The sequence below is a fragment of the Novosphingobium sp. BF6 genome (genome assembly GCF_058273105.1).
Genome location: NZ_CM177775.1, coordinates 421,656 through 434,659, shown reverse-complemented (window position 1 = coordinate 434,659; position 13,004 = coordinate 421,656). Strand labels below are relative to the sequence as shown.

Annotated in this window: 15 protein-coding genes; 7 read left to right on the top strand and 8 right to left on the bottom strand. The window is 65.2% G+C overall.

Annotated elements, in window-relative coordinates; translation table 11 throughout:
* Positions 1–8 precede the first annotated feature (8 nt).
* The 4 genes from AC4D6D_RS02235 to AC4D6D_RS02220 all read left to right on the top strand — a co-directional run bounded on the left by AC4D6D_RS02235 (position 9) and on the right by AC4D6D_RS02220 (position 1,974).
* Positions 9–305, top strand: a complete 297-nt coding sequence (locus AC4D6D_RS02235; protein ID WP_147216145.1) for an RNA-binding S4 domain-containing protein — start codon at positions 9–11, stop codon at positions 303–305.
* Between the two features lie 15 nt (positions 306–320).
* Complete coding sequence (gene fdxA, locus AC4D6D_RS02230) at positions 321–659, top strand: ferredoxin FdxA (protein ID WP_021234860.1); 339 nt, start codon at positions 321–323, stop codon at positions 657–659.
* Between the two features lie 339 nt (positions 660–998).
* Complete coding sequence (locus tag AC4D6D_RS02225) at positions 999–1,532, top strand: CarD family transcriptional regulator (RefSeq protein WP_021234861.1); 534 nt, start codon at positions 999–1,001, stop codon at positions 1,530–1,532.
* A gap of 115 nt (positions 1,533–1,647) precedes the next feature.
* Positions 1,648–1,974: a DUF6726 family protein gene (locus AC4D6D_RS02220; RefSeq protein ID WP_491326328.1), complete on the top strand. Its 327-nt coding sequence runs from the start codon at positions 1,648–1,650 to the stop codon at positions 1,972–1,974.
* A 13-nt stretch (positions 1,975–1,987) separates the two neighbouring features.
* Here AC4D6D_RS02220 and AC4D6D_RS02215 read toward each other — a convergent pair whose 3' ends face one another.
* Positions 1,988–2,935 carry an L-threonylcarbamoyladenylate synthase gene (locus tag AC4D6D_RS02215; RefSeq protein ID WP_491326327.1) on the bottom strand — a complete coding sequence of 316 codons (948 nt, stop codon included), beginning with the start codon at positions 2,933–2,935 and terminating at the stop codon, positions 1,988–1,990.
* A 203-nt stretch (positions 2,936–3,138) separates the two neighbouring features.
* Here AC4D6D_RS02215 and AC4D6D_RS02210 point away from each other — a divergent pair, with 203 nt between their 5' ends.
* Positions 3,139–3,966 carry a DUF815 domain-containing protein gene (locus AC4D6D_RS02210; protein ID WP_491326326.1) on the top strand — a complete coding sequence of 276 codons (828 nt, stop codon included), beginning with the start codon at positions 3,139–3,141 and terminating at the stop codon, positions 3,964–3,966.
* 230 nt (positions 3,967–4,196) lie between these two features.
* Here AC4D6D_RS02210 and AC4D6D_RS02205 read toward each other — a convergent pair whose 3' ends face one another.
* Positions 4,197–5,693: a PQQ-dependent sugar dehydrogenase gene (locus tag AC4D6D_RS02205; RefSeq protein ID WP_491326325.1), complete on the bottom strand. Its 1,497-nt coding sequence runs from the start codon at positions 5,691–5,693 to the stop codon at positions 4,197–4,199.
* A gap of 61 nt (positions 5,694–5,754) precedes the next feature.
* Here AC4D6D_RS02205 and AC4D6D_RS02200 point away from each other — a divergent pair, with 61 nt between their 5' ends.
* Together AC4D6D_RS02200 and AC4D6D_RS02195 are read left to right on the top strand one after the other, a co-directional pair.
* Entirely contained in the window at positions 5,755–6,237 is a 483-nt protein-coding gene (locus tag AC4D6D_RS02200; protein WP_491326324.1) for a GAF domain-containing protein, read from the top strand.
* A 119-nt stretch (positions 6,238–6,356) separates the two neighbouring features.
* Positions 6,357–6,866 carry a hypothetical protein gene (locus AC4D6D_RS02195; RefSeq protein WP_491326323.1) on the top strand — a complete coding sequence of 170 codons (510 nt, stop codon included), beginning with the start codon at positions 6,357–6,359 and terminating at the stop codon, positions 6,864–6,866.
* A 67-nt stretch (positions 6,867–6,933) separates the two neighbouring features.
* On the opposite strand, the gene AC4D6D_RS02190 is transcribed toward AC4D6D_RS02195, so the two are convergent.
* The 6 genes from AC4D6D_RS02190 to AC4D6D_RS02165 all read right to left on the bottom strand — a co-directional run bounded on the left by AC4D6D_RS02190 (position 6,934) and on the right by AC4D6D_RS02165 (position 12,855).
* On the bottom strand, positions 6,934–7,923 hold the full coding sequence (locus tag AC4D6D_RS02190) for a ParB/RepB/Spo0J family partition protein (RefSeq protein WP_147216129.1): 990 nt from the start codon (positions 7,921–7,923) through the stop codon (positions 6,934–6,936).
* A complete protein-coding gene (locus tag AC4D6D_RS02185; protein WP_147216128.1) occupies positions 7,920–8,696 on the bottom strand; it encodes a ParA family protein in 777 nt (258 codons plus the stop codon). The genes AC4D6D_RS02190 and AC4D6D_RS02185 overlap by 4 nt, the downstream gene beginning before the upstream one ends.
* Entirely contained in the window at positions 8,693–9,334 is a 642-nt protein-coding gene (rsmG, locus tag AC4D6D_RS02180; protein ID WP_147216126.1) for a 16S rRNA (guanine(527)-N(7))-methyltransferase RsmG, read from the bottom strand. Before rsmG ends, AC4D6D_RS02185 begins: the two co-directional genes overlap by 4 nt.
* Positions 9,331–11,193, bottom strand: coding sequence for a tRNA uridine-5-carboxymethylaminomethyl(34) synthesis enzyme MnmG (mnmG, locus tag AC4D6D_RS02175; protein WP_491326322.1), 1,863 nt, complete (start codon positions 11,191–11,193; stop codon positions 9,331–9,333). Before mnmG ends, rsmG begins: the two co-directional genes overlap by 4 nt.
* 68 nt (positions 11,194–11,261) lie before the next feature.
* Entirely contained in the window at positions 11,262–12,539 is a 1,278-nt protein-coding gene (gene mnmE / locus AC4D6D_RS02170) for a tRNA uridine-5-carboxymethylaminomethyl(34) synthesis GTPase MnmE (RefSeq protein ID WP_491326321.1), read from the bottom strand.
* 52 nt (positions 12,540–12,591) lie between these two features.
* Positions 12,592–12,855 carry a DUF6489 family protein gene (locus AC4D6D_RS02165; RefSeq protein WP_147216121.1) on the bottom strand — a complete coding sequence of 88 codons (264 nt, stop codon included), beginning with the start codon at positions 12,853–12,855 and terminating at the stop codon, positions 12,592–12,594.
* Positions 12,856–13,004: the final 149 nt, after the last annotated feature.

Here is a 13,004-nt window from a genome sequence, read left to right as displayed (position 1 = left end):
GGACAGGCATGAGGATCGACAAGCTTCTCTGGTTCCTGCGCCTCGTCAAAACGCGGACCCTCGCCCAGACAATGGCCGAGGAAGGCCATATGCGCCTCAACGGCCGCCGGGTGGAACGCGCCCATCAGAAGGTGGCCGTCGGCGACATTCTGACCGTGCCGACAGCTGGAGGCGTTCGGGTGATAGAAATCCTATCCCTTCCTGAGCGCCGCGGACCGGCTCCCGAAGCCCAAGCCTGTTATAGAGTGCTTGACGCGGGGGCAGATGTTCCCATAGCAGCGGCCAACCGAAACGAGGCCTTCTAAGAGGAATACGCAGCCATGACCTATGTCGTCACCGACAATTGCATCCGGTGCAAGTACATGGATTGCGTCGAAGTCTGTCCGGTGGACTGCTTCTACGAAGGCGAGAACATGCTCGTCATCAATCCCAGCGAATGCATCGATTGCGGCGTCTGCGAACCGGAATGCCCGGCCGAGGCGATCCTGCCCGATACCGAGAGCGGCCTGGAACAGTGGCTGGAGCTAAACGCCAAGTATTCGGCGGAATGGCCCAACCTCACGACCAAGAAGGATGCGCCGGAAGACGCCGACGCGATGCGCGGCGAAGAAGGCAAGCTCGAAAAATATTTCTCGCCCGAGCCCGGCGAAGGCGACTGATTGCTGCACTGCAACCTCACCTGGGGAACCTGGTTTCCCCAGTGAATGAGGGACTTGGCGGGCCTTTTCGCCCTGCCCCGAAAGACCTTTAGGCGAGCGACGGTAAACCGTCTGCTCGCCTCTGGTAATTTTGTCACATCGATGCTATATAATCCAGCAACTGCCCGGGCCTTCTGCCCGTCTGGCAGCATTTGCATTGCGAGGCAGGGTTCGAAAGCAAACGGCTGGGAGAGGTATCTGACCGGGCGGCGAAAGCGCTTTTGCGTTTTCAAGTCGCATCCACCCGGTTGTCTCTCACCGTAGGTATGGCAGCGAATCCTGCAGGTGAAAGGACGATACATGGCAACCAGGGCCGATGCCTTCGATGTTGGAGATTACGTCGTTTATCCCAAGCACGGCGTAGGCCGTGTGATCGAGCTCCAGAAGCAGGAAATTGCCGGGATGCAGCTCGACCTTTACGTGCTGCGCTTCGAAAAAGAGCGCATGACTCTGCGCGTTCCCGTGAACAAGGTCGAATCGATCGGCATGCGCAAGCTGTCGTCGGACAAGACCCTTCGCGAAGCGCTCGATACGCTCAAGGGCAAGCCGAAGGTGAAGCGCACGATGTGGTCGCGCCGCGCCCAGGAATACGAAGCGAAGATCAACTCGGGCGACCTCGTGTCGATCGCCGAAGTGACTCGCGACCTGTTCCGCGCCGACGATCAGCCGGAGCAGAGCTACTCCGAGCGCCAGATCTTTGAAGCGGCTTCCTCGCGTCTGGCCCGCGAACTCGCGGCCATGGAAAAGACCGACGAACCTGCGGCTCTGAAGAAGATCCTCTCGATCCTCAACGAGTACGCGCCGAAGTACTACGAGAGCGCTGAAGCAGTCTGATCAGACGCAGCGTCATCTCGCACGCAAGGGGGCCGCTTCCACACCGGAAGCGGCCCCTTTCGTTTTGCGGGATATTCATTGTGGTGACAGTCGCTTCGTGAGAGGCTCGCGCACGATGATCCAGCGCACCCTGCCCTTCCTCGTCCCCGCAGCAGCCTTGCTGCTCTCCGGTTGCCTCAGCACCGCCGGCAAGATCGTGACCGCCCCGGTGCGCGTCGCCGGATCGGCCGTGGATGCCGTGACAACCAGCCAGTCCGAAGCCGACGAGAAGCGCGGCCGCCAGATGCGCAAGCAAGAAGAGAAGCTGGGCAAGATGCAGCGCCAATACCAGAAGCACTTGCGCCAGTGCGACCGGGGCGACCGCGAGGCCTGCAACAAGGCCCGCGACGACTACGCCCAGATGCAGTACCTGATGCCCGGAGCGGCGCCGCAGCGGCGCTGAGGCGGGTCCGAACTCAGGCCGCTGCCCGGTTCAACCTGTCATTGATCGCCGCACCTACGCCCTCAACCGGAATCGGTGCAACCGCAATGCGCGGCTGACTCGCCGCCGCGCTTTCGTGCAGCAGCGCATAGAGCCGCGAAGCCGCCTCGACGAGATCGCCCGAAGTGGAAAGATTCGCATCCCCGGCAATCTCGCCGAAGCCGATGTGGAATTCGTCCATCTCCGCGCTCGCCGCGTTCAGCCTGACCGGCTTGCCCGGCGCATAGTGGCTGGCGAGCTGCCCCGGTGCCTCGATAGCCTGCGACGTCACCGCGTCGTTATCCCTTCCGAGCACTTCGCGGATCGCCTCGTGCGGAATCGGCCCCGGTCGCAGGACCTGCCAGCGCCCGTCCCCACGCAAGGCAACGATGGTGGACTCGAGACCGGCCTCGCAAGCACCGCCATCCACGACAGCATCGACGTTCGCGCCCAGCGAGGCGACGACGTGCTCCGCCCGCGTCGGACTCACCCCGCCGCTGCGGTTGGCGGAAGGCCCCGCCAGGGCCAGCCCCGACGCTGCAATCACGGCCCGCATCAGCGGATGAGCCGGGCAGCGCAGTGCCACGGTAGGCAGCCCTGCCGTCACCGCCGGAGCCACCGCCGCGCCTTCGCGCAAGGGCAGCACCATGGTCAGGGCACCGGGCCAGAACGCCTCCGCCAGACTCAATGCGCGCGCGTCCAGCACCGCCAGTTCCTGCGCGGCGGCCAGATCGGCGACATGGACGATCAACGGATTGAAGCTGGGCCGCCCCTTGGCGCGGTAGATCGCCGCGACCGATTCATCGCGGTCGGCACGCGCCATGAGGCCGTAGACGGTCTCCGTCGGCACCGCGACAAGCCTGCCCTCGTCCAGCAGTGCAGCGGCGCGCGCCACGCCGTCCTGATCGGGTGCCAGCAGTTCGGGTCCAAGGTTGCGCTCCATACTCCGCCGCTATAGCCCAAGGACCCGAAAGCCAAGAAAAACCGCGCACGGATTTACGGAGACAGCCTCCCCGGCCTCCCGGACGTTCCACGTGGAACAATGCCCAGCCACAGACGAAAAAAGATGGCCGCGCGGCGCTTTATCGCGCATCTGGTGCGCGAAGCCATGGCCACCCAAGAACCGACAAGCGAAGAACCCAGAGCATGACCGACCAGACCGAAGTCCTCAACCGCATTGCCGAAGCCCTCGAACGCCTTGCCCCCGCGCCCGCGCCGCAAGTCGATTGGCTGGCCCACCCCGCCTACGTCTGGACCGGCAGCGAGGCGCGCGGCGTGCCCGAACTGCTCGCCCCACCGCTCGACCTGCTGCGCGGCATCGAGTCCCAGAAGGAGCGCGTCGTCGCCAATGTCGAGCGTCTCGCCGCCGGATATGCCGCGCACGACATGCTGCTTTGGGGTTCGCGCGGCATGGGCAAGTCCGCCGTAATGCGCGCCTCGATCCGCGCCGCCCAGACCGCTCACCCCGGCCGCATCGCCCTCGTGCAGGTGGCGCAGGAAGCCCTCCACGGTGTGACCGCTCTCTTCGCCCTGCTCGGTAAAGTGGACCGCCAGTTCCTGGTCTTCATCGACGACCTCGGTTTCGAGGAACACGACGGTGCCGGACCGCGCTTGCTGCGCTCCTGGCTGGAAGGCGGCGTCGAGGCCCGCCCGAACAACGTCCGCCTCGCCGTCACCGCCAACCGCCGCGCCATCGTTTCCCGCTCGATGTCGGAACAGGATGACCCCATTAACCCCCGCGATGTGGTGGACGACCGACTCGCGCTGGCCGATCGCTTCGGCCTCTCGATCGGCTTCCACAACTGCGACCAGCCCTCCTACCTCGCAATCATCGAAGGCTACACGCAGCAGTTCGGCCTAACCTTCGACGAGCACGACGCACTGGAATGGTCGCGCCGTCGCGGGGCGCGCTCGGGGCGCGTGGCGTGGCAATACGTCACCGAAGTTGCGGGACGTGCCGGGAAGATAGTCTAAGAAAAGATAACGCAGGGAGGCATGGCCCCCCTGCGCCCCATTACCGTCTAGGTCACGCGGATCAACGCCGCCCAGCGCCCATGGCGGCGTCGGGAGACATAATGGCTGCGCCGCAGGGAGCCCACCACGCCGCTGCGCGCGCAACATCGACAGTAGAGGGGTCTGGGGCGACGGCCCCAGAATCATCCCCTTGTTCTACAAAAAAGGGGACCCGAAGGTCCCCTTCCCGCTCAGTGCCCGGTGGGCAGCAACTTGTCCGGCCCCTTGGTAAACCCGGCCTCCAGATTGCCGGTAGCGCCGGGAATCGTCGGGTCCTTGATCTCCTTCAGCGGTTTCATATGCTCCGTTTCCACCGGCTTGATCGCGGCGGAAGGCGCTGCGCCCGGTGCCTGCACGCGCCAGACCACCCCTGCGGTGTCGTCGCTGACCAGCAGGCTGCCGCTCTTGTCCCAGGCCAGCCAGGTCGGGCGGCCATGGGTATGCGACCCGTCCTTCAGGAAGCCAGAGAGCACCGGAATCGGCTTGCCGTTCTGCGGATTGCCGTTGGCGTCGAAGGGCACGAAGACCACGTCATAACCCACGGCGGGACGGCGGTTCCAGGAGCCGTGGCGGGCGACGAAGGCGCCGTTGGCGAACTTCGCGCCCATGCGGTTGCCGCCGTTCGCGAAGACCATGCCGAGCGTGCCGGCGTGGGCACCCATCGCATATTCGGGCTTGCGGGTATATTCGAGCATGTAGGTCTGCATCGGCCACTGGACGCGTTCGTCGAACGTCGTCTTCCAGTAGATCCAGGGCCAGCCATACTGCGCGCCGACCGGCACGTTGGTAAGATAGTCGGGCACGAGATCGGGGCCGAGCATGTCGCGCTCCTGCACCGTCGACCACATTTCGCCGGTCGAGGGATTCCAGCCAAGGCCGTTGGGATTGCGCATGCCCGCGGCGAACTGGCGGCGGCGCGCGGTGTCGACGTCGATTTCCCAGATCGCGGCGCGGCCGGTCTCGGCTTCCATGCCGTCGTCGGCGATGTTGGTGGCCGAACCCACCGCGACATAGAGCTGCTTGCCGTCCTGGCTCAGCAGCAGGTTGCGCATCCAGTGGTTACCGGCGGGCGGCAGGTCCATCATCGTGCGCAGCGGCTTGCCGTCCAGCTTGGTGCCACCAGGTTGGAAGGCGAATTCGAGAACCTTGTCGTGGTTGGCGATGTAGAGCTTGCCGTCGCGGTAGGCCATGCCCGAGGGCGAATGCATGTCGGCGGTGCGGAAATCGAAGCGCTGCTCCGCCTTGCCGTCGCCATCGGCATCGCGCAGCAGGACGATCTTGTCGGGCGAGGGTTCGCCCGCGCCGACCTTGCCCATCATCCAGCCCATCACCATGCCGGTCAGGCCCTTGGGCTTGTTCCCGGCGGGCGCATTGGTTTCCGCCACCAGCACGTCGCCGTTGGGCAGAGTCAACATCGTGCGGGGATGATCGAGGCCTTCCGCGAAGCGAGCGACGGCCAGCCCTTCCCCGGCCTTGGGTGCCTCATTGGCAGCCCAGCCCACGGTCTCGACCAGCTTGACGCTGGGAATCCATTGCGGGTCCGGCTCGACCAGCTTGGGGTCCTTGCCCACCGTATCGTCGAACGGCAGGTCGGAGGTGTTGGAATACTGGGACCAGGCGATCGTACCGGCACCGATGAGAACGACGGCACCGAGAGCCAGGCCGGATTTGATGAGAATGGAGCGCATGCGCCTGAGATAAGACGCTACCGCCTATGCGGCAACAAGGAGTTGGAGTATCGCAGCCGCTATGTACGACTTTGCTCCCAAGGGCGACCAGCCCAAGCCCGAACTCTACGCAGACCTCGCCGCAGCCGCCAAGGCGCTCGTCGAGGGAGAACCCGACGGCGTGGCCAATATGGCCAACGTCGCCGCGCTGATCTGGAAGTTCCTGCCGAACCTCAACTGGGCGGGATTCTACCGCAACGTCGCGGACGAGCTGGTGCTCGGCCCGTTCGTCGGCAAGCCCGCCTGCATCCGCATTCCTTTGGGGCGCGGAGTCTGCGGCACGGCAGCGGCCAGCGGCGAGACTCAGGTCGTGCCGGACGTCCACGCCTTCCCCGGCCACATCGCCTGCGATGCCGACAGCCGCTCCGAACTGGTGGTGCCGGTGCTGCGTGACGGGAAGGTCGTAGCAGTGATCGATCTCGACAGCCCGGTCGCCGACCGTTTCGATGCCGAGGATGCCGCCGGAATCGAGGCTCTTGCCGCCATCGTCGCGGCATCGATCTGACCGTCTCTCTCCGGGACCGTAGATCGGTCCCGGATGCTTGGCCTTTCGCGGGTTATGATGCTAAACGTCTTGTTAACAGACGCGGCTAATGCCCATGAACCCGTGAAAAGGCCCTGCGAATGCGTTCGACCCTCTGCACCGCGAGTCTCGCTCTGGCCTTTCTTGCCAGCGCTTCGGTGGTTTCGGCTGCGGAGAAGGAGGCCGGTGCCGACTACTTGCAGGGCGATACCACAGCGCCTGTCGCCAGTACGCCGATCCGCTACGAATTCGATCCGGCACAACGAGACGCCTGGCTTGCGGATTGCCACCAGAAGGTAGCCGCCAGCAGGCCGAAGTCGGGAACCGTCCGCGAGGGCCAGGGCAACCATGGCGAGTGCGAGACTTATCTCGACGACTACCTAGCGCGCTACCGGCAAGGTCAGGTCGTCGTGCCGATCCATGGCTACGCCGCACCCGGTTATGCCTATGTCTATCCGGTCCAGTCGCAGCGCATGGTTTCGATTCCGGTCGTCCAGGCCATCGACAGCGCGGGCGAGCCTATTGCCTATGCCGAGGATTCAGGCGTCCGCCCTGCCCGCCGCTCGATCCCGCGCCGCCATCCGGCGCCAGAATCCCAGGGTACACAGTAGCATCCACGAAAAACGGCGCCCGAACCGAGATTCGAGCGCCGCATGAATTCCTGAAATTCGAAACGATTCAGATCGCCCCGCCGGTCAGGCGCTGGCAGATCAGATCGAGCTGATCGAGTGTGGCATAACGGATCGTTACCGTGCCCGACTTCGGATCTGCATCGGCATTGATCTTCACCGGCAGCCCGAGGAATTCCTCCAGGTGGCTCTGCACGGCAACGATATCGGCGTCCTCATGGGTGCTGCGCGCGGTACGGGCACGACGCGGAGCGACATCGCCGCGTGCCTTCTTGCGCACCAGCTTCTCGATTTCGCGCACCGACATCTGCTTGGCGATCGCGGCTTCGGCGATCTCCTCGGCACCGTCGCAGCCGATCAGCGCGCGCGCATGGCCCATCGACAGGCTGCCCTTCTCGACCATCGAGATCACCTCGTCCGGCAGAGCGAGCAGGCGCTGGAAGTTCGCGACATGGCTGCGGCTCTTGTCGACCATGCGGGCGATCTCGGCCTGAGTCATACCCTCGAATTCAGAAAGACGGTTGTAGGCCCGTGCTTCTTCGATGGGATTGAGATCCTCGCGCTGGAGGTTCTCGATCAGCGCCAGCGCCATGACCTCACGCTCGGTGAGTTCACGCACAAGCGCCGGAATCTCGTGAAGCTGCGCCTTCTGCGCGGCCCGCCAGCGGCGTTCACCGGCGACCAGCTGATAGCGGCCACCGTCCATCGGTCGCACGATGATCGGCTGTATCACGCCGCGATGCGCTATCGAGGCGGCCAGTTCCTCCAGAGCTTCCTCATCGAAGATGCGGCGCGGCTGATCCGGATGCGGCGTGATGTCGGCAATGGCGAGAACGGCAAGTCCCCCTGCCCGCGTAGCGGGACCACGGCCCTCGGAACTTCCCGGCGCGCCGAGCGGTTCCTCGCGGCGAGTCTCGCCCAACAAGGCACCCAGCCCGCGACCGAGGCCCTTCGACTTCTGTTTGGACACCGCAGCGGCAGCGCCGGTCACGTTCAGGGCGGGGGGTACGCTGATGCGGACGATCGATTCGTCGTTCATGCCGCTTTCCTCTTCTCGGGCAGTCGGGTGATAAGTTCGCGCGCCAGGGCCATGTAGGCGCGGCTACCGGCGCAGGCATGATCGTAGATCAGCGCGGGCACGCCGTGGCTGGGCGCTTCGGACAGGCGCACATTGCGCGGAATGGTGGTTTCGAAGACGAGCTGGCCCAGGACCGAGCGCACGTCTTCGGAGACCTGATCGGTCAGGCGGTTGCGGCGATCGAACATGGTGAGCGCGATGCCGATGATGCCAAGGTCGGGATTGAAGCGCTGCTGCACCCGCTCCACAGTCTGGAGCAGCTGGCTCAGCCCTTCCAACGCGAAGAACTCGCATTGCAGCGGCACCAGAAGGGTATCCGCAGCAGCAAGCGCATTCAGCGTTAGCAGGCCCAGCGAGGGCGGGCAGTCGATCAGGCAGACATCGTAGCCGAGATCGCCGCGTAGAGCAGTGCGCAGGCGATTGGCGCGGTCGTCGGCATTGACCAGTTCCACTTCCGCGCCGGACAGATCGACGGTCGCCGCCAGCAGGTCGAGATTGGGAATGCGGGTCGGCATCACGCAATCGGCGATGCGCGCCCGATCGACGAGCACATCGTAGGACGTGCGGTCGCGCTCGGATGCCGATACCCCGATCCCCGTCGAGGCATTGCCCTGGGGGTCGATATCGATCAGCAGGGTGTTCCAGCCCGTGGCGGCAAGGGCCGTCGCGATGTTGATCGCGCTCGTGGTCTTCCCTACTCCGCCCTTCTGGTTGGCGATAGCGATACGGATCACTTGGTCATACCCTTCCTGTCGGCCAGCTTGCCGACAATGATGCCTGCCTGCGGGTCCGTCAGGGACTGTTCCACGTGGAACATGTGCCGCCACTTGCGAAGGTCTTCCAGTTCTTGCTTTGCCGAACGCCCTTTGGGCAACAGCCAGACCGTGTCGCTTGTGGAAAAACGCGAAGAAATTGTTAGAAGTTTTTCAAGCGGCGCAAAAGCGCGCGCGGAAATCACACTGACCGGGAAGCTCTCGACCAGTTCGAGACGCTGACCGGCAACGCGGGCATTGTCGAGACCCATGGCGATACGGGCGCGATCGAGCCACTCGATCCGCCGAGTCCGCGACTCCACCATGACCACTTCACACTCGGGCCGCAGCGCCGCGATGACGAGACCGGGGAAGCCCGCCCCCGTTCCGAGGTCGAGCCAGGGCGTCGATGTTTCACGTGGAACATAGGGCAGAAGCTGGGCGCTATCGACGATATGCCGCAGCCAGACCTGATCGAGGCTGGCCGCCGAGACCAGATTCTGCTGCCGGTTCTCCTCGACCAGCATGGCGATCAGCGTCTCAAGCCGGACCCAGGCGGCTTCATCGCATTCGGGCAGTGCACGCAGCCATTCGCGCGCTTGGTCTTCGGTGGTGATCACGCCGCCTCCCTGCGGGCATGGACCAGCAGCGCCGCCAGCGCTGCCGGGGTAATTCCGGGAATCCGTCCCGCCGCCGCGAGGTTCGCGGGGCGGGCCTTGCTCAGCCGCTCGACCATCTCGCGCGAGAGGCCGGGAATCTCGGCATAAGGAAAATCATCCGGCAGCGGCAGCGCCTCACTGGCGCGCAAGTCGCGCAGTTCGCGCTCCTGCCGCTCCAGATAGGGCGCATAGGCCGCGTCCTCGACCATCTCCTCGACCAGCGCGGCATCGTCCAGCAAGGCCGCATCGATCCAGGGCGATAGCCCGGCGATGTCGACTCCCCCGAAGCGCAGCCACTCGCGAACAGGCAGGCGCCCGACATCGGCACGAACCGGCAGACCGGCCTGCGCCAGTTCATGGCCCGAAGGCGAGGTGTCGAAGGCGGAATCGATTTCGGCCCGCGCGGCAAGCCGCCGTTCGAACCAGGCACGTCGCTCAGCCCCTGCCGCTCCGATCTCGATGGCGAGCGGGGTCAGCCGGGTCGAGGCGTTGTTCGCGCGCAGGCGCAGGCGGTACTCCGCGCGTGCGGTCAGCATGCGATAGGGCTCGCTAACGCCGTGCAGGGTGAGATCGTCGATCATCACCGCCATGTAGCTGTTGGCCCGGTCGAGCGCCGGTGCCGCGCGGCCGAGCACTTCGGCCGCCGCATGCATGCCTGCGACGAGTCCCTGCGCGGCCGCTTCCTCGTAGCCGGTCGTACCGTTGATCTGGCCCGCACAATAGAGGCCGGGCATGTCGCGCAGTTCCAGACTCGTGCGCAGCGCGCGGGGGTCGATATGATCGTACTCGACGGCATAGCCGGGCACGACCATCTCCACCCGCTCCAAGCCTTCCATCGTGCGCAGCATCGCCAGCTGCACATCGGCGGGTAGAGAAGTGCTCACCCCGTTCGGATAGACCAGCGGGTTGTCGAGGCCTTCCGGCTCCAGGAATATCTGGTGCCCGTCGCGATCGGCGAAGCGGTGAATCTTGTCCTCGATCGAGGGACAATAACGCGGACCGGATGCCCCGATCGCGCCGGTGAACAGCGGCGAGCGATGGAGGTTTTCGCGGATGACATCATGCGTGCGCGGATTGGTGCGGGTGATCGCGCAGAACACCTGCGGCACTACGCGGCGGTGACCGTGATACCCCTCCGCCATCGCCGACATCGTCCAATCCTCGCCATCGGAGGGCTGCTCGTCGAGCCGCCCCCAATCGATGGTGCGACCGTCGAGTCGCGGCGGTGTGCCCGTTTTGAGTCGCGCCATCGGCAAGGCTGCCTCGCGCATCTGACTTGCGAGCCGCTGGGCCGAAGCCTCGCCGATGCGGCCGCCGGTCAGGCGCTCCTCGCCCCGGAACAGAGTCCCGCCAAGGAAGGTGCCGGTGCACAGGACGACGGCGCGGGCATCGAGGCGGGTGCCGTCGGCTAGATCGATGCCGACCACCCTGCCCTGCTCGATCACCAGAGCCGCCGCTTCGCCGCCGACCAGAGTCAGGTCGCCCTGCTGCTGGAGCAGGCGATGAATCGCCGCCTTGAACAGCTTGCGGTCCGCCTGGACGCGCGGCCCCTGCACCGCGCTGCCCTTTGAGCGGTTGAGCATGCGATAGTGAATCGCCGCCGCATCCGCCGCGCGGGCAATGAGTCCGTCGAAGGCGTCCACCTCGCGCACAAGGTGGCCCTTGCCGAGGCCGCCGATGGCCGGATTGCAGCTCATCGCGCCAACGGCGTCGAGATCGAAGCTGACCAGCGCGACGCGCGCGCCCATGCGGGCGGCAACCGCCGCCGCCTCGCAGCCGGCATGGCCGCCGCCGATCACGATCACATCAAAGGAATGCATGGACGACGCGCTTACCCGAAGCGGCGAGTCACGTCAAAGTCGCGTGAAATGTTTCACGTGGAACAGTGCTATTTGCCGATGCAAAACCGGCCGAACAGGGCGTCGAGCATGTCTTCCGTCGTCGCCCGCCCGATCAGCGCATCGAAAGCGACGCGCGCCAGACGCAGCGCTTCTGCAACCAGCAGAGGGTCCCGCTCCTGCGCGGCGCTACCGAGCGCGCGTTCGGCTTCCGCCACCAGCGCATATTGCCTGCGGTTAAGCGCCGCCTCGCCCGGCTTGGGCATGGAGGCAGCAGCCGTCTCGATCAGGTCCTTTCGCAAGGCATCGAGACCCAATCCGGTGACGGCGGAAATCCGGTGCCGAGGCGAGGCCTTGTGTTCCACGTGAAACACGTCCGCCTGCGGCGCCACTTCCCAAGCACCGTCCGGCCCCTCGCCTTCCGGCCCAAGCCAGAGCACGAGATCGGCTTTGCCCAGTTCGGCCAGAGCGCGCGAAATGCCAATGGCCTCGATCTCGTCGCCCGTCTCATCGCGCAGGCCTGCGGTATCCCCGAACAGGAACGGCACGCCGCCGATCGACACTGCCCGAGTAAGAACATCGCGAGTCGTCCCCGCGAGCGGAGAAGTGATCGCCGCCTCGTCCTCGACAAGGGCATTGAACAAGGTACTCTTGCCCGCATTCGGCGGCCCGGCGAGGACCACGCGGAAGCCCTCGCGCAGCGCCTCGGCGCGCGGTCGCGACAGCCATGTCTGAAGCTCACCGCGAAGGTCGGTCAGCCGCGACACGAAATCCGGCGGCAGGTCGGACACGTCATCCTCGTCGCCAAAATCGAGCACGGCCTCCACCGCTGCCGATGCAACAAGCACCCGGTCTCGCCATTGCTCGACCTGCCGCGAAAAGGCACCGCCCGCCATGGCTAGCGCACTGCGGCGCTGGAGTTCCGTTTCGGCCGAAAGGAGGTCGGCAAGGCCTTCCGCCTCGGCAAGGTCGATCCGTCCATTGGCGAAGGACCGGCGGGTGAACTCGCCCGGCTCCGCCCGGCGCAAACCCGCGATACCGAGCAGTGCCTTCTCCACCGCCACAACGACCGCCCTGCCCCCGTGCAGGTGCAATTCGGCGAGATCTTCCCCGGTGGCAGTATTGGGTCCCGGAAACCACAGCACCAGCGCCTGATCGAGCACTGCGCCGTCCGCATCCCGCAAGGCACGATAGCTCGCCCGGCGCGGCTGCGGCAGCATTCCCGAAAGCGCCGTGAGCGCGGCACCGGCAGCAGGCCCGCTGACGCGGACGACGCCGATGGCCGCAGGAGGAGAACCGCTGGAAAGCGCGAAAATCGTGTCAGACATGTCCGGCCGCTACTCCAGAGCCGCCTTCGCGTGAACCCCTATAGCAGGGGTCTCAAGAGTCCTTCTTGGGACTCATGCCTCCACTCATCGCCATCGCGGCGCCGCTTTCGAGGAACTGCTGGAACAGCTTTAGGCCGAACTGGCCCATCGGCGCGACCTGCTTGCTCAGTTCCTGAAGCTGGTCGAAATTGCCCACGCCCTGCATCGCCTTGGCCAGCGCATCGACATAGACGTCATTGGCCTTGGTGACATCGGGCAGACCGAGAAACCGTCGTGCTTCTTCAGGCGAGCATTCGACCTCGACATTGACCTTCATGGCGGCCTCCCGGTTTGAAATTTCTGCATCTTGGGTGGCACATGGCGGTGGCAAAGTCCATCGCCCGTGCCTACCCTTGATCAACGCCTGACCCTTCATCAACGCCTTATTGGGCCGGAAGGCTCCAGGTCGATCCCGCAGGAGACCTT